This window comes from Neobacillus terrae (assembly GCF_011393025.1).
Classification (GTDB): Bacteria; Bacillota; Bacilli; order Bacillales; family Cytobacillaceae; genus Neobacillus_A; species Neobacillus_A terrae.
On record NZ_JAAOEO010000006.1, the window covers coordinates 42,038 to 57,804 of the forward strand.

Sequence of the window (15,767 nt, forward strand, 5' to 3'; positions counted from 1 at the left end):
AAAGAAAAAAAGAATCTCAAAATTAGAGATTCCTGTTATAAAAATAGATATCCAGCTGCTGCCCCTAGCAGTACAATCATCCATGGAGAAGCTTTCCAGAATGAAGAAGTGCCAAATAAAATACAACCGATTGCAAATTCTTTCCCTGATTGAATAGCACTTGTAAAAATAGGATTATATAAAGCTGCCAGCAGTAACCCAACCACCGCTGCATTCACACCTGCAAGCATACCTGATACTGCTGATTTTTTTCTTAACTTCTCCCAAAAAGGAAGGGTACCGGCAATTAACAGAAATGCAGGCAAAAAAATGGCTATAGTAGCCATAAGAGCAGCCTTCCATCCACCAATCACTGCTCCGAGATAAGATGAAAAGGTAAACAAAGGTCCAGGTACAGCTTGAGCAGCGGCATAGCCTGCTAAAAATGATTCCTTGCTTAGCCATTCTTGAGGCACAAACTCTTTTTCAAGTAATGGCAGCACAACATGGCCTCCTCCAAATACAAGAGAACCACTTCTAAAGAATTTATCAAATAATTGAAGACTAACTGAACCATTGTAATAGCTTAAAAGGGGCAGTAATACCAATAATAAAAAGAAAAGAAAAAGAGCAATTGTTGATGTTTTTCTGTCTATATCAATCGAAAAAGCAGTGACCATATTGTCAGTTTTCTTTTTTAAAAACCACCAGCCAAATACAGAAGCTATTAAAATCACAAAAATTTGTACAGCGCCTTGATTCCAAATGAGAACAGTGGCAGCAGAAAGCAGCGCTATAGTTGCTGTTATCCTCTGGCTTGCCAGCTTTTTTCCCATATCAAGTACTGCCTGAAGGACTATCACTACCACAACAATTTTTAATCCGTGAAGCCATCCCTGACTGCTAATATTTGTCCCCTTAAGAAATATAGCAAATAAAACAAGTAAAATAGAAGAAGGAAGGGTAAATCCCATAAAGGAAACCAAACCGCCTATTATACCTGCCCTCATCATTCCAATCCCCATTCCAACATGGCTGCTGGCCGGTCCAGGAAGGAATTGACACAATGCAACTAAATCTGCGAAAGCTTTTTCATCAAGCCATCTTTTCTTTTTAACATATTCATTATGAAAGTACCCAATATGGGCTGTTGGTCCGCCAAATGATAACAGCCCTAGCTTTAAGGAAACAAGAAAAAGCTCCCTTAATCTATGTATTTTTGATTTTTCGGCAGAATTGCCAGACACGAGCGAAAGCCTCCCTTTAAAGTTTAATTAATTTCATATAAATTATAATTCTTTATAAAAAAAGAAGGTAATAATTTATAAATAAAAGGCTCTTTTGGTAAACTTTGTTGTTTTTAAAAGCAAACATAGACTCGCTTTCCGCGGGCAATCAGGCTTCTGCCTGTAAATAAATTCGTGATAAACATCTGTGTGCCACTACTTGCAGATTTTCGACGAGCTAAAGGTCAGCTTCTTCGAATATTCTATGGCCGCCTCCTCGGTCACTTGTGACCTGCGGGGTCTCGCCTGGCTTGCTTTTTCCGCAGGACGTTGAGATTGCTTCGGTGAATCATCACCGCACGAAGAAAATGTGAATGCATTTTCGAGGAGTCTCGTCTATTTTTGCTCACAGTATCTTCAAATTGCAACAATCTTTTAGAAAAGAGCTAAATAAAAAAAGGTCCCCGAAGGAACCATTTTTATTTTTACATGTTTATTAATCTGGCTATCGTTTCATAAAATTAAAAAAAATTTATCTTATTGGACAAATTTGACTAGCATGTGAGCCAGGTTATGTTTCTCTTCTTCAGTTCCAACCTTCCAAAGTTCCTGTAGTAATCGTTCTTCACTATTCTTTGGAGATTGATTTTCAGCAAGGAAACCAGCTACCTTTTCGGCAGCCTTTGCAAGTTGCTCCTCACCCATTCCTAATTTTTCTCCCATTTCTACCTTTCCTTGCAAAAAGCTTTTAAACTCATTAAAGTTAGACATAACCTCTTCATTTTTATTCACTTCGTTTTGTAACTTGCCTTCATTTAATTGCTTGTCCATCTTTATCACTCCTTTAATATTTTAGGTTCCCTCTACGATTCCCCGTGACAGGATTAATAAACTCTTCTCAGCACATCGAATATGCTGTGTGATTTTAAAAGGCGGGATGGCGTTTTTATAAAAAAATGGTACAATAAAAGCACTGGATCTAATTAAGAAGGGGAAATTTTTAATGGCAATAACAATCATAATCGTGATCCTGGCCTATTTGCTCGGTTCAATACCTTCCGGACTGATTATTGGAAAGGTTTTTTACGGGATCGATATTCGCGAGCACGGAAGCGGAAATCTTGGTGGGACAAACTCATTCCGAACTCTTGGGAAAAAGGCAGGTATAGCAGTTACTCTTGCTGACATTCTAAAAGGAACACTGGCGGCAGCCTTGCCAGTCATATTTCATTCCGATTTAAATCCACTCTTTGCAGGGATCATTGCTGTAGTGGGACATATGTATCCGATTTTTGCAGGCTTTAGAGGTGGTAAAGCAGTGGCAACATCAGGGGGAATTCTCCTATTTTGTGCACCTGCTCTATTTATAACCGTTCTGGTCGTGTTCATTCTATCCTTGTACCTTACAAAGTATGTTTCTCTGTCTTCCATGGTGGCAGCCTTGACGGCTTTATTGTTCGCCATTTTCGTGAATAGGGATATCCCCCTTATAATCGTTGTTTCACTATTGGCTTTGTTTGTTTTTTATCGTCATAGAGCTAACATTAAACGAATTATTAATAAAACTGAGCCCAAAATTAAAAGGCTTTAATGAAACCTCTTGGTTTCTTTAAAGCCTTTTTTACGTTGACTTTTTTGGCGCATGCACCTATTAATAGGTGAAAGGCTAAATTCGCCACTTCCTCCTAAACCTGCTATTTCCCTTCATGCGATTCTAGGTCTCCTCTGTACCCTTCCTTGTCATGAGGCCCCCTTTTCAGCGGAGAAGATGCCAAGCCAGCCTATATCCTTTGCCTCTCAAGTTTTTTATATGATATTGTCTTTTCCTGTCGTAATCTCTCCATTTTAGTTGTTTTTTCTTAATTTGTAAGACATTGTAAATTACAATGAAAGTTTGATATTATAATAGTATCTGAGTTTTTAGCTCTAAATAATACATAATCCGGAATGATTATCACTCAATTAAAATAAAATGAACAAAAGATTCTATTTTTCTTTAAAGGATGGGAATGGATGGATTTGAATGGTTTATTTATAAAAGAAGTGCCTTTTCCATATTTTATTTTCAATAAATCGATGGAATTTAAGGCCTCCTCTCTAAAAGCGCTGGAAGTTTTTCCGGGAACCGATGATTTTATTCAATTAATTGATATTCAATTTCAAGAAGATACCATTCAATTCTTATTATCAGAGGGTGAAATAAAATCAATTGAAGTTCCAATGAACGAAAAAAACCAGAAGCGTTTTTATCAGATCTATAAAGCAAAGGACCCCTATGGAAGCCTTCACCTCTATTGCCTTCCGATTAGTACTGAATTGGCGGAATTGCAGGAGATGATGGACAGGGTTGAACAAAAATTAAAACAATATAATCTGGAGCTTGCAGATAAGAAAGAATACCTTGAAAAAAGTGTGGAAGTTTTAAAGGAAGCTGCTATTAAGGCTGAACGGCGGGATAATATTGAAAATCTGGCTGCAGGCATAGCGCATGAAATTAGAAATCCACTTACAACAGTAAAAGGCTTTATTCAGCTATTAAAACCCTACTTAAAAGAAATTGGCAAAGAACAATATGCGGATATTGCCCTGGAGGAAATTAATAGAGCTAACAGCATTATCTTTGAGTTTTTAAACGCAGCGAAGCCTGAAGTCGAAGCCAGACATAAACGGTCGGTAAATCACCTTGTTAAGGATATAGCTATGCTTTATGAGAGTGAAGCCATCCTAAGAAATATACATATCCAGACGATTCTAGATGTGGAAGACATTAACCTGAAAATAGATACTAACCAGTTAAAACAGGTATTAATAAATATGATAAAAAACAGCATGGAAGCGTTTGAAGAATCAACAGGAACTGCTGCGGAAAGATTGATTGTACTTCTAACAAGAGTAACCAAGGATATTGCGACGATTAGTATAAAGGATAATGGTTCAGGTATGTCTCCTGAAACAATAAAAAACCTTTTCCTTCCCTTTTATACAACGAAGGAAAAAGGAACCGGAATTGGTCTTAGTGTTTGTAAGAAAATTATTGAAGAAAACGGCGGAACCATTCAAGTTGACAGCCTTCCAGGTACTGGTACTATATTCAAGCTTTGCTTTCCATCTAGTCTCTTTTCAAAGGAAATGAGTATATCTCATGAAGGGGCTTAATTCAGACTGTAAAGTTGATTGATAAGGCATTTAACTGCATTTCTTGTCACCTTATAGTCAAAAGTAACAGGTTCATGAAGGAGCAAGATCTTGTAAAATAAAAGTAAGTCCTAATATGGAAGGAGATCTTAAATATGCCATTGAATAAGAATGCATTGGTATATGCAGTTTTAGCTTCTGGTACAGAATCAAAAGATGAGTTCAGAGTAGAATTTTATCAGTATTCAGAAGGATTGGAATGTAGTGGATCTCCCGTAAAGGTGATTGATAATTTTGATGAACTATTAGCGTTTTTGGACGAGATGGATGAAAAGGATACGTTAGAAACAGCATAAAAGCGGACTCCCAGGGAATCCGCTTTTTTATATTCTTAACAATTGAAATTTTCCGTTTCCAAAGACATCTTTTATATAATCCAGCTTGGTATTGTTAAAATATACATGATCCTTTTCATGGATTAAAATATTTAAACCGTCGAATTCATACAGCTGGTCATTTTGAAGTTTCTGCTCTTCCAGAGACAGATTTAATTTAGGGCCGCCTCAGCCAATTCCCATGGTTAGTCGGACAAACAGCTGTTCATCCTCTGTTTTCTTTTCTCTATTTACGGCATTCTTTAACATTTCCTGTGCCTTCCCCGACAATTTAAACATAGAATCTCCTCCTTCTTTCCAAAAAAAAACTATTTAAAATAATCAAATTAACCTGCATAATGGGTATATAGCATATTTTGTCCTAAACATGAAAAAATTGTATTTTTAGGAGATGAAGATGAAAAAATTAACCGCTTATTCCCTGTTTATTCTTCTGGCCTGCTTTGCTATTTCATCCTCTTTACTGTTTAAACAGTATCACAAGGCAGAAGCAAAGACCAAAGAGTATGCATCAACAAAACTCTCCCCGCGGACTTATAGTCTGGAGGGAAAAACGATTACTGAAAAAATCACAGTTGCCGCCATTGGAGACATTCTAATACATGACTGGGTTTATCAAGATGCCCATCGAGGAACACATTATGATTTTAATCTTATTTTTCAGCCTGTTAAAGAAATGATGGAAACACCGGATATATTAACTGCCAACCAGGAAAGCACTCTGGGGGGCACAGAAATGGGTCTTTCCAGCTATCCAATGTTTAATAGCCCTCATGAAGTGGCAAATGCACTAGTTAATGCTGGTGTTGATATAGTTTCTACTGCAAATAACCATGCGCTCGATAAAGGAGAAAAAGGAATTTTCTCTGAAACTAAATATTTAGACAGCATAGGACTTCCTCATGTTGGAAGCTTTACAGATAAGAAGGATCAGGAAGCCTTGAGAATTATAAATAAAAAAGGTATCAAAATAGCCTTCTTGTCCTATACCTATGGTACAAATGGGATTCCTGTTCCCTTTGGTAAAGACTATTTGGTTAATATCATTAACAGAGAACAAATGAGTGAAGAAATCCACCGAGCAAGAACACAAGCAGATGTCGTTATCATGAGTATTCACTGGGGAAATGAATATCAAAGATATCCTACCGAAGACCAAAAGGAACTTGCCCGCTTCCTCGCAGATCAGGGAGCAGACGTCATTTTTGGTTCCCATCCTCATGTACTCCAACCAATGGAGTGGATAAAAGCTAAAGATGGACGCAAGGTACTTACAGTCTATTCACTGGGGAATTTTATCTCCGGCCAGATGAGAGATTATAAGGATATTGGAGGAATGGCGTCAGTTGAAGTTACAAAAAGTGTTGATCATAATGGCAAGAGGATCGAGCTTTCAAATCCCTTATTCCAGCCAACCTTTGTTGCTCAGCAGCATCTCAAAAACTACAGAGTCGTTCCACTTCGACAGGCAGGAACTTACGGTTTTTCGGAAGCTGCTGCCAAAAATAACGAAATAGAGAAGTTTATGACTCAGTGGCTTAAATAATAGTTTTTAAAATACTCGGCAGCATGCCGGGTGTTTTTTATAATCTATCGAAACTCCTTTATACCCTACCATTCCCCTTCTTAATAAAAAATAATCTCCTTTTGATTTCCCACGCAAAAGCTCCTTTCTCGATTCTTTCTCCAAGTTCTTTTATAATGAATAACATATACTAAGATTTTAACACCGTGGAATGCGGAAGGAGATTTTAATGAATATTATAATAAACGATCAGGCAGCAGCGTGGTATAAAAGAGAAATGGATTTAAAACCTGGAGACTTTGTTCGTTTCTATGTTCGTTATGGCGGCTGCAGTACAGTGCAAAGCGGTTTTTCGCTTGGAATCTCCACAGAAGAGCCAACTGATGCTGCAGTGAAAACAGAAAAAGATGGAATTACTTTTTATATAGAAGAAAAAGACGTTTGGTACTTTGATGGACATGATTTATCCGTTTCCTTCCATGAGCAGGCTGACGAACCAGTATTTAATTATGATAAATAAGAAAAAGGTAAGCACCTTTTCAGTGAAGCAGCCGCTCTCTAAACATCACCCACGTCACTTCTTTGAAATCACAACGTGCAGCTTTGTGACGATTTAGAAAATCACTTCTTTTTTTAATCTATGTCTCAGTAGCACATTATTCGTTTACATCAAATCAATTACGAAAATGCATTTGCATTTGTTTATCCCAGGGAGAAGTGGATTGACATTAGCTCAATCAAGTATCACCTAACCGCCATACTTGATGCAAGATACTCCAAGAAGCTTATCAATGATGGAAACTTGCTAGGTGCTGGAAATAGAAAGTATTAAAAGAGACGGCAATTATGCCGCCTCTTTTATTGTAATAGCTGATCAGAATATCCTTCCTGAACCAATACTTCCTTTTGTTTGTCTCCAAGCAGGTCAAAATGGGAATACCCATCTTTTCTAATATGAATCCATTCCTTTTTAAGCCCATACTTTTTACCCCATTCGGCAAGCTGTTTTAGATTGGCGCAGCCTGCTTTTGTAACTGACTTACAGTCTGGAAACCGGTCATCAAGCCAATAATGTGTTAAAAAGGCAATTTCACCTTTATCTATCTTTCTCTTCCATTCCCTAACTTCTTCTTTTTTTATTCCGAAGGCCATAAGTATCTTCCTTTATTCAGCAGCATGCTGTTTTTTTACATTTTCATAAGCTTCATGCCATTCAGGAAATAATCGTTTAAGGGATATGGGTCTGAAGCTATCCTTTTTAACACATACATGTTTAGAATTACCAATCAAAGCTATTTCACCTGATTCTGTCAGGATCTCATATCCATAAGTTACTCGAAGTCCATCGTACTCTTCAACCCAGGTTTTTACTGTAGCTTTTTCTCCATATCTCACGGGTTTTTTATAGGAGGCCTGAATATCAATGACAGGGGAAATGATACCATCACGCTCCATTGCAGCATAATTAAATCCAAGTTTCTCTATAAAGCTTGTTCTTCCCAGTTCCATCCAAATCAGATAATTTGCATGATAAACTACTCCCATTTGGTCGGTTTCTGCATATCGTACCTCTATTTCCTTTGTTCCGACTATCATAAGCTATCCCCTTTTCCAGCTTTGTTCAGCGCTTTTTCTGCATCTTCTTTTTCTAATAATCCTGCTTTTTCATCCATTCCATCCAGGGAGCCGCTATTCATTAGACGCATAGCCTGTGCCTGGATTATTTCATCAACGAGGTTAGCAGCATACCTGCCGTTCCCTTGAACAAAGCGATCCTGCAGGGTATCCATGATAAGTGCTTCGGCTTCTTCCGTTATCCTATATTGGAACTTTCCTGCGTAAAATGACATAATGGCAAAAAGCTCCTCAACGGTATAATCAGGAAAGTGAAAAAACTTCTTAAACCTTGACCGAAGGCCAGGATTGCTTTCGAGCAAACTTTCCATTTCATTGGGGTAACCGGCAAGTATAACAACCAAATTTTCATTATGCTTCGTCATTTCATCGACAAGTGTATCAATTACTTCTTTACCAAAATCTCCAGACGTATGACCCAGAAGTGAGTAGGCTTCATCTATAAATAGTACGCCTCCCAGAGCTTGCCTGATTTTTTTCTTAGTTTTTGACGCAGTCTGGCCAACATATCCTGCTACGAAATCCGCCCTGCTCGCAACAAGTAAATGGCCGCGCTTAAGAATTCCGTATTCTTTTAATAATCCAGCATATATTTTGGCAACCGATGTTTTACCTGTACCAGGATTTCCGGTAAAGACTGCGTGAAGCTGTATCGGAACTGGGGGAAGATTATGCTCTCTTCTGTATTGCTGCATTTTCACGAAAGCCATAAGAGACTTAACTTCTTCTTTAATTTCTCCGAGGCCAATTAACCCATTTAACTCTTCTATAGGTGAATCCGAATTTTCATCAGACGGGCGGGAAAAATCTTCTTTTTCTAAAAGTGTAAAGCGGATTATATTGCTGTCACTAGATGTTTTCTTAGATCCTTTGAAAAAAATGGCGTTTAGCATTAAATTGCGGACAGTTCGTGCATTCCCAAAAGTGTCGTCTACTCTTTCCTGTTCGACCCTCTGCAATAATGCCATATTTGCATCCTCAGTCAGTATATAATCATTTTCTTTGGCAAATTGGTCAGCTATTTCAAGTAATTCATCATTACTGTAATCAGGCAAATGAATGAAGTTGGAATGCGGAAAACGGCTCTGAAGTCCTGGGTTAGAATCCAAAAAGGTTCTCATTTCATCTGGATATCCCGCTAAAATGACAGCAAACTTTCCGCCATACTCCCTGCCTGTCATAAGAGATACCAGGGTATCTATGGCAGTCTGACCATAATCATTGCCAGTCTGTCCTTCCCGCTTTAAGCTGTAAGCCTCATCGATAAAGAGTACTCCGCCCACTGCTTTTTCAACGATTGCTCTTACATTTTCTTCAGTTTGTCCTACAAAGGCACCAACTAATTGCGAACGGTCAGCCTCAATTACCTCTTCCCTTGGTAAGACTCCCAGCTCAAAGTATACTTTGGCCAGCAGACGGGCGAGAGTAGTTTTTCCTGTTCCGGGGTTCCCCGTCAAAACCATATTAAGACTTACATCATCCTTTGTTTGAAATCCGAGGCTTTTTCGCTGTCTTTGGTATTTAAGAAAATTATAAAAGCTATTTATACGTTCTTTAACAGCAGTCAGACCAACCATTTGATTTAATTGTTCAAGCGCCCTTGGGGCATCTAAAGCTGGCTGCTCCTCTTCTATGAATAGTTCTTCCCAAAGACTTTGAATTTCCTCCAGCTTAGAAAGATGGAGTTTTAAATCCTGAACATGAACTGCAGTATGAAAGACTCCAATGATAGACTCCTCGTATTCCTCAGATGCCTTTAAGAGCTCAGCTGTAACCTCGACCGCATCGGATAAAAGAGTGACGATTTTTTGATAAATCTTTTTTAAATCAGGATTAGTCCAATCCATTGTATTTCTGAGCTTTGACTGCAACTCCTCTAAGTCGTTTACGGCAGAATCTAAAAAATTCCTGCATATAAGTATATATTGCTCGGCGATTTTCTTCTTTGCTGTCCGGTTGTCTGTTTCTCTAATAGGAGGAAAACTTAGCTGATTCAGCAGTTTCCTTTTCTTTTTCCATTCAAACTGAAGTAAAAAAGAATACGCTTTACTATTTTCCGAATCCAGCTTAACCGCTCTTTCAAGCCAGCCAAGAGCAAGTGTATCTCCTGGCTTTTTTTCCATTCGTGAAAAAGCTGCTATCGTGAGAAGTTTGCTTAAAAGTTCATTATCTTTTTCCTGATCAAGAGAATCGATTAAAGAATATAGGACTGCCTCGTTTTTAAGGTTACTATGCGTTTCAAGCTGCTGTTCCCAAACATTTATCATTTCATTTAAATTCGCTGTACTAACTTTTTGTTTATTCAAATTTTCATCACTTCTTCATCCAAATTTCCTTTTATATCTTATCATAACCATTAACGGCAGGCTAAAAAAAGAAACTGGACCTAAAAAAGCCATAATCCTATTTCTAAATTAGGAATTACTCGCTCACGCTTTTTTTCTTCCCCTTTCCAAAAGAAATCGGCATTCAGACTCGCTCTATTCTATTTCTCCTTCCCTTTCCCAAATGAGTCTCGATTTCAGAAAAAAAGGCCATCCATTTCTGGAGGCCGTCAAAATTAAAACTCGTTGTTTTGGGAAGCTCTAGCTTCATCTTTAACTTCTTCACGAAAAGCCTCGAGGCTTTCGCGTCTGCGTTCGTTCTTTGCTTCGATCTGTCTTCGCTGTTCATCATTATTAGCATAGGCTAGAGATTCTTCAGCTGCTTCCATATTCTCAATTGTATCGTGAATCATTGACTGAAGCTTTTCAACATTATCGCTTCTGTCATCTGGTTTTGGTTTATTATTATATAGGGTCATTTCAATTCCTCCTTGAAGGTTTGGTACAAATATAGTTTGTATCGGATAATAAAATTTATCACATCAAATTTGTGGATGTTTTTTAAATGGGTATAAGAACATAAATTAACCCGGTCTAATTGACCGGGTCCTTTAATTATTCGCCTTTGGTTTGTATAACCTGAGCGTGTTGACCTGAGGTATCATTCATTTTTTTCCCTTTATTGCCGCTGAATCCTCGCGGCTGTGTGCCAAGATGGCTGGGAACATAATGTTTACTGTCTCTTTTTGGGTTACCCATTTCCTTATCCCTCCTCTATAATAATTTTCCCGAGGGGGCAGGAATCATGTTTGGAAAACAATGAGAGTTATTCCGCTTTACCAAGGCGTTTTTCTTCCAAACGTTCCTCGATTCTATCCATAGCAGCACGATCCTTCAAAAGCTGATTTTTATTTTCTAATACCAGCTCGGCAAAAGATCTTTTTCTTGGCTTTCTCATGTTTATCACCTTCCTTATTCACTATTCTAACAGTTATTATGCCCGGAAACGGTTGCAATTATTACAACTTTTTGAAAATTTAATCGTATTTTAACTTTTCCTCTTTTCATGTCAAGCCTGTTTGTTCTGTTTTTCAAAAGCAGTAAGAGTGAAATATCAGAAAAACTTGTCATTCGCCAAATCCTTTTGGCGGATGCCCTAGTTTTGCTTAAGCGTTCAGAATTTATAGATATAAATTCTTATTACCTAAAAAAGAACACCCGCATTGGTGTTCTTTCATTAATCTTCTCTATTTACTTTAAATCCTGTGTATATTGCTGCATTGCCTCTAGTGGCATTGCTCCTGTAAACTTATCCTGTATTATGCCTTTACTGTCAATAAAATAAGTTGTTGGAATTGAGATAATGTGATATTTTGCATTAACTTCATCTTTATCGTCTAACAGGATAGGGAAAGTAATCCCATTTTGATCTGCAAAGCCTTTTACGTCCAATTGTGGATCAATATTAACTGCGAGTATTTCAAGAGCTTTATGATCTTCTTTAAAAAATTGCTCCATTTCAGGCATTTCAGCTTTACATGGCGGACACCACGTTGCCCAGAAATTAAGCATGACTTTTTTTCCTTTTAAATCAGAAAGTTTTACTGTTTCACCTGTCAATGTCTTTAATTCAAAATCAGGTGCTTTTACACCAGTTTTTAATCCTTGGTTTTCTTCCATGGATGTTTTTGATTCCTTGGGTGTGTCGGCCTTTTTCTCCAGGGCCTGGACGATAGCGACAGACAAAAGAACGATTAAAATAACAGCCGCTATTACTTTTTTTATCATAGTGCTCCTCCTTATTCCAGAAAGATACTGCTAAACTGATTTTACACTATAATACAGGTAGAAATAAGGCTGTAAATGTGTCGATTCAGTAAACAATAAAAAAGAATACTAACTGTACTAAGAGTATGTTCTTATTAATTCCATTCTTTACTTTTGTAAGAGCTTTTCTAATTCTTCACCGTAGTTTCCTTTGATAATTCCTTTTTCGGTAATAATGGCAGAAACTAAATGTGAAGGAGTGACGTCAAATGCAGGATTAAACACTTTTACACCCTCAGGTGCGGTTCTTTGTCCAAATCCCTCGGTGATCTCTCTTGCATCACGCTCTTCAATTGGTATGTCATTTCCTGTTTTTGTTTCAAGATCGATCGTAGAAATAGGAGCGGCAACATAAAAAGGAATATTATGAGCTTTTGCTAGCAAAGCGACCCCATAAGTACCGATTTTATTTGCTACATCACCATTTGCAGCTACCCGATCACATCCGACAATAACGGCTTGTACCCATCCCTTAGACATTACCATGGCAGCCATACTGTCTGTTATAAGAGTAACATCTATTCCTGCCTGCTGAAGCTCCCATGCTGTTAAACGGGCCCCTTGGAGCAAAGGTCTTGTTTCGTCAGCGAATACACGAAGATTCCAGCCTTTTTCTTTTGCAAGATAAAGCGGTGCAAGAGCCGTCCCGTATTTTGCAGTAGCAATGCCCCCTGCATTACAGTGTGTCAGCACTCCTATTCCGTCTTCGAAAAGAGTCAGTGCGTTTTCACCGATGGAACGGCATACTTCCTCATCTTCTTGTCGAATAAAGTGAGCCTCTCTTTCAAGTGCTTCCTTTATTTCCTTTATAGAAAGAAGCTTTGATTTTTGAACTGTATCGTCCATACGCTTTAAAGCCCAAAATAAATTAACGGCTGTTGGCCTTGAAGTCGCCAAATAATTGGATTGATCTTTAAAAACCTGATAAAAATTCTCGAACGAACTTTCAGGAGCATTTTTGATTCCCAGCAATAATCCATAAGCAGCAGCAATACCTATCGCAGGAGCACCACGTACTTTCAATTGCTTGATTGCATCCCAGGCATCTTGTATATCTTCTATTTCAAGGAATTCGGTTTTATTGGGTATTTTAGTTTGATCTAAAATTTTTAATTTTCCATTGCTGTATGATACTGAACTTAAAAAAACTTGCTCACTCAATTCTTCCATCCCCTCTTCTGCAGATAAATCTGTAAAAGCCATTCCATAAGATTCCTTCGACATTTTAACATTAAATCAGACTTTAGAGGAAGAAATTTATTCGTCTTTTTAGAATTTTTTAAATCAATCGGTTTTATAATACTTAATACTTAAAATTTATGAAAACATCAAAAGGGCCATCCTTTGGCCCCTTAAATTATTAGAATAGACCTTTTTTTAAAGCTCTTTTCGTAAGCTCTGTTGTTTATAAAAGCAAAAATAGACTCGCTTTCCGAGGGCAATCCACGAGCCTGTCAAACTTCAGCACCTAGCCCCTCGAGGTCGCTTCAGTCCTGACTTTGAAGTAAAGAACGACTTCATCGTCAGGCCCTCCAGCGCTTGTCGGGGCTGAACAAGGCGCTTCCGTTCTTCTTTCTCCTCGGTCGCTAACGACCTGCGGGGTCTCGCCTGGCTTGCTTTTCCCGCAGGACGTTGAGATTGCATCGGTGAATCGTCACCGCACGAAGAAAATGCGAATGCATTTTCGAGGAGTCTCGCCTATTTTTTCTCACTGTTTCTTCAAATTGCAACAATTTCTTAAAAAAGAGCCTTTTTTAAAGAGAGCAGACGTTTGAACTCTGTATCAAGCTCCCTATATTTTTCACTTATTGGATCAAGTAAAGAGAGCTCTCCTAGTAACGCAGTGATACGGTTTTCAATTACCATAAGAGTTTCTTCTGTTCGAATACCGCTTTCTTCTAACTGATTTTTCCTATGGTAATGTTCATAAGGTGAAAGCTCATACCGCTGAATTTTATCATTTTCAAAAGCAAGTACCTTATCACAGATTTTATTAATAAAATAAAAATCGTGAGATACAGCTATGACGGTACCATTAAAAAGGTTCAATGTTTCTTCAAGCTGTTCTCTGCTGGGAAGGTCAAGATGATTGGTTGGTTCATCCAAAATCAACAGATCATATTCCTTCATCAATAAATCTGCCAGTTTGACTCTAGTTCGTTCACCAAGGCTTAATGTTCCGACCTTCCTCCCTATAGTTTCTTTATTCAGTCCCAGATTTGCCAGGAGGGTTCTGGCCGTTTGGGTTTCCTCCCTGGTGTTTAAGTCTAAAGCCTCAAGGATTGTTTTTTTTGGTGGCAGATCAAGCACGTCCTGGCTAAGATAAGCAATTTTTAATGAATCACTGCACCATATTTCCCCTGAACTTAACGGGGCATCCCCCAGAATATTTTTTATTAACGTGGTTTTACCACAGCCATTCTCGCCTAATAAAGCAATTCTTTCGCCATGCTGTATCGTAAAATGGCTATCCTTGTATAATATCCTGGTTCCGTACCTTTTTGTTATTCCTTTCGCCTCAATTATTCTCCTTCCCCTTTTACTCTTTGATTCAAATTGGAACGAGATAGAAGCTTCTTCATCTGGCTTTTCAATTTTATTTTTGTCCAGCTCTTGTTCAAGCCTTTTCATTTTGGATTTAACTTGCTGATCCATTCTTTTGGCTTTTACACGGTGATATTCTTTAAAGCCTATTTGACGCTTTTCGGAAGGTGAACCTTGCTTTGTGGATTCCCTATGTGCCTTCTCAGACCAGTTTTTCAACTGCTGTATTTGTGATTCTATCTTCCTCTTCATGTTCATTTGTGTCTCATATTGATGTAGCTGTACTTCTTTTTGCCGATGCTTTTCCTTCTGATAATCACTATAGTTTCCATTATAAACATGCAGTTTGCTATTTCTTAACTCATAAATTTGATTAACTGTCCTATCCAAAAAGTGGCGATCGTGGGAAATTATAATGGCAGGTCCATCAAATTTTTCAAGCTCTGTAGCCAGCCACTCCATTCCCTTAAAATCTAAATGGTTTGTTGGTTCATCAAGAAGGAGGAAGTCTGTATTCTTATGCCAAATCAGAGATAAAGCAAGCTTTAGTTTTTCCCCGCCACTTAAATTCTTCAAACGGTCATCATCCCATGCTTGTAATTTTTGAAGTCCCAGCATACTCAATTGCTTTAAGGTATGGGAGTAGTCCTGATCCATATCAGCAATTTCTTCGCTTATTTCAATTGACTGAGGAAGATAACCAATATTTATTTTTCTTAAAAATTCTATTGAACCTCTATCGGCTTTTTCAATTCCTATTAATAATTTCGCCAGGGTGGTTTTCCCTGATCCGTTATAACCAACAAGACCAATTCTGTCACCCCTTTTAATTTGCAGATCAATTTCATTAATAATGGTTAGGTCAGCGAAGCTTTTAGTCAGCTTCTTTACATTTAACACTGTTTCTAATAACTGATGCTCGTATAAATTATTATTTTTTGCCATAAAAAAATCCTCCTCAGGTACCTGAAGAGGATTAATAAAGCCATAGCTAAAAAGGAGTACAAATAGAGCCATAGTTAAACAGCATAGTCTCTTTGCGCTCTTGATAAAAAGGCATACTAATCCCATTCTTCAGGTCCATCATTATCGTTATTCGAATAATGTGGTGAAAAATAAGATTAATACTTCATCCCTCTTTATCATTCCTTTACGTTTAGTTAAGGCTTATTTTATC

16 protein-coding genes are annotated in these 15,767 nt (G+C 37.9%); 5 read left to right on the forward strand and 11 right to left on the reverse strand.

The window, feature by feature from the left end; translation table 11 throughout:
• Nucleotides 1–35: 35 nt before the first annotated feature.
• Nucleotides 36–1,226, reverse strand: a complete 1,191-nt coding sequence (gene chrA / locus G8761_RS10400; protein ID WP_338000940.1) for a chromate efflux transporter — start codon at nucleotides 1,224–1,226, stop codon at nucleotides 36–38.
• 516 nt (nucleotides 1,227–1,742) lie between these two features.
• Nucleotides 1,743–2,036: a DUF3243 domain-containing protein gene (locus G8761_RS10405; RefSeq protein WP_166026306.1), complete on the reverse strand. Its 294-nt coding sequence runs from the start codon at nucleotides 2,034–2,036 to the stop codon at nucleotides 1,743–1,745.
• Between the two features lie 172 nt (nucleotides 2,037–2,208).
• Between G8761_RS10405 and plsY the strand changes: the two genes are divergently transcribed.
• From plsY to G8761_RS10430, 5 genes are all read left to right on the forward strand, one after another.
• A complete protein-coding gene (plsY, locus tag G8761_RS10410; RefSeq protein WP_166026309.1) occupies nucleotides 2,209–2,796 on the forward strand; it encodes a glycerol-3-phosphate 1-O-acyltransferase PlsY in 588 nt (195 codons plus the stop codon).
• A 422-nt stretch (nucleotides 2,797–3,218) separates the two neighbouring features.
• The gene (locus G8761_RS10415) at nucleotides 3,219–4,361 is read left to right on the forward strand and encodes an ATP-binding protein (RefSeq protein WP_166026311.1); all 1,143 of its coding nucleotides are present in this window, start codon (nucleotides 3,219–3,221) and stop codon (nucleotides 4,359–4,361) included.
• Nucleotides 4,362–4,495: 134 nt separating this feature from the next.
• Complete coding sequence (locus tag G8761_RS10420; RefSeq protein ID WP_166026312.1) at nucleotides 4,496–4,696, forward strand: hypothetical protein; 201 nt, start codon at nucleotides 4,496–4,498, stop codon at nucleotides 4,694–4,696.
• A 436-nt stretch (nucleotides 4,697–5,132) separates the two neighbouring features.
• Nucleotides 5,133–6,281, forward strand: coding sequence for a CapA family protein (locus G8761_RS10425; RefSeq protein WP_243449975.1), 1,149 nt, complete (start codon nucleotides 5,133–5,135; stop codon nucleotides 6,279–6,281).
• 208 nt (nucleotides 6,282–6,489) lie between these two features.
• Nucleotides 6,490–6,780: a HesB/YadR/YfhF family protein gene (locus G8761_RS10430; RefSeq protein WP_166026316.1), complete on the forward strand. Its 291-nt coding sequence runs from the start codon at nucleotides 6,490–6,492 to the stop codon at nucleotides 6,778–6,780.
• 338 nt (nucleotides 6,781–7,118) lie between these two features.
• On the opposite strand, the gene G8761_RS10435 is transcribed toward G8761_RS10430, so the two are convergent.
• The 9 genes from G8761_RS10435 to abc-f form a co-directional block, all read right to left on the reverse strand.
• Complete coding sequence (locus tag G8761_RS10435; RefSeq protein ID WP_166026318.1) at nucleotides 7,119–7,412, reverse strand: hypothetical protein; 294 nt, start codon at nucleotides 7,410–7,412, stop codon at nucleotides 7,119–7,121.
• A gap of 12 nt (nucleotides 7,413–7,424) precedes the next feature.
• Complete coding sequence (locus G8761_RS10440; RefSeq protein WP_166026320.1) at nucleotides 7,425–7,856, reverse strand: acyl-CoA thioesterase; 432 nt, start codon at nucleotides 7,854–7,856, stop codon at nucleotides 7,425–7,427.
• On the reverse strand, nucleotides 7,853–10,201 hold the full coding sequence (locus tag G8761_RS10445) for an AAA family ATPase (RefSeq protein WP_243449976.1): 2,349 nt from the start codon (nucleotides 10,199–10,201) through the stop codon (nucleotides 7,853–7,855). Before G8761_RS10445 ends, G8761_RS10440 begins: the two co-directional genes overlap by 4 nt.
• A gap of 254 nt (nucleotides 10,202–10,455) precedes the next feature.
• A complete protein-coding gene (gene tlp, locus G8761_RS10450) occupies nucleotides 10,456–10,698 on the reverse strand; it encodes a small acid-soluble spore protein Tlp (RefSeq protein ID WP_166026322.1) in 243 nt (80 codons plus the stop codon).
• Between the two features lie 136 nt (nucleotides 10,699–10,834).
• Nucleotides 10,835–10,978 (reverse strand): acid-soluble spore protein N, encoded by a 144-nt coding sequence (locus tag G8761_RS10455; protein ID WP_166026324.1) that lies wholly within the window; start codon nucleotides 10,976–10,978, stop codon nucleotides 10,835–10,837.
• A gap of 67 nt (nucleotides 10,979–11,045) precedes the next feature.
• Entirely contained in the window at nucleotides 11,046–11,177 is a 132-nt protein-coding gene (locus G8761_RS10460; protein WP_027319564.1) for an FbpB family small basic protein, read from the reverse strand.
• Nucleotides 11,178–11,470: 293 nt separating this feature from the next.
• Nucleotides 11,471–12,007, reverse strand: a complete 537-nt coding sequence (locus tag G8761_RS10465) for a redoxin domain-containing protein (protein WP_166026325.1) — start codon at nucleotides 12,005–12,007, stop codon at nucleotides 11,471–11,473.
• Between the two features lie 147 nt (nucleotides 12,008–12,154).
• Nucleotides 12,155–13,249 (reverse strand): S-methyl-5-thioribose-1-phosphate isomerase, encoded by a 1,095-nt coding sequence (gene mtnA, locus G8761_RS10470; protein WP_243449977.1) that lies wholly within the window; start codon nucleotides 13,247–13,249, stop codon nucleotides 12,155–12,157.
• A 534-nt stretch (nucleotides 13,250–13,783) separates the two neighbouring features.
• On the reverse strand, nucleotides 13,784–15,535 hold the full coding sequence (gene abc-f, locus G8761_RS10475) for a ribosomal protection-like ABC-F family protein (RefSeq protein WP_166026327.1): 1,752 nt from the start codon (nucleotides 15,533–15,535) through the stop codon (nucleotides 13,784–13,786).
• Nucleotides 15,536–15,767 lie beyond the last annotated feature (232 nt).

Coding starts and splice junctions, on each gene's coding strand:
- G8761_RS10440 (WP_166026320.1), bottom strand. CDS start 7,856: ATGATAGTCGGAACAAAGGAAATAGAGGTACGATATGCAGAAACCGAC.
- G8761_RS10435 (WP_166026318.1), bottom strand. CDS start 7,412: ATGGCCTTCGGAATAAAAAAAGAAGAAGTTAGGGAATGGAAGAGAAAG.
- G8761_RS10430 (WP_166026316.1), top strand. CDS start 6,490: ATGAATATTATAATAAACGATCAGGCAGCAGCGTGGTATAAAAGAGAA.
- plsY (WP_166026309.1), top strand. CDS start 2,209: ATGGCAATAACAATCATAATCGTGATCCTGGCCTATTTGCTCGGTTCA.
- mtnA (WP_243449977.1), bottom strand. CDS start 13,249: ATGGCTTTTACAGATTTATCTGCAGAAGAGGGGATGGAAGAATTGAGT.
- G8761_RS10420 (WP_166026312.1), top strand. CDS start 4,496: ATGCCATTGAATAAGAATGCATTGGTATATGCAGTTTTAGCTTCTGGT.
- G8761_RS10455 (WP_166026324.1), bottom strand. CDS start 10,978: ATGGGTAACCCAAAAAGAGACAGTAAACATTATGTTCCCAGCCATCTT.
- G8761_RS10425 (WP_243449975.1), top strand. CDS start 5,133: ATGAAAAAATTAACCGCTTATTCCCTGTTTATTCTTCTGGCCTGCTTT.
- G8761_RS10460 (WP_027319564.1), bottom strand. CDS start 11,177: ATGAGAAAGCCAAGAAAAAGATCTTTTGCCGAGCTGGTATTAGAAAAT.
- abc-f (WP_166026327.1), bottom strand. CDS start 15,535: ATGGCAAAAAATAATAATTTATACGAGCATCAGTTATTAGAAACAGTG.
- tlp (WP_166026322.1), bottom strand. CDS start 10,698: ATGACCCTATATAATAATAAACCAAAACCAGATGACAGAAGCGATAAT.
- G8761_RS10405 (WP_166026306.1), bottom strand. CDS start 2,036: ATGGACAAGCAATTAAATGAAGGCAAGTTACAAAACGAAGTGAATAAA.
- G8761_RS10415 (WP_166026311.1), top strand. CDS start 3,219: ATGGATTTGAATGGTTTATTTATAAAAGAAGTGCCTTTTCCATATTTT.
- G8761_RS10465 (WP_166026325.1), bottom strand. CDS start 12,007: ATGATAAAAAAAGTAATAGCGGCTGTTATTTTAATCGTTCTTTTGTCT.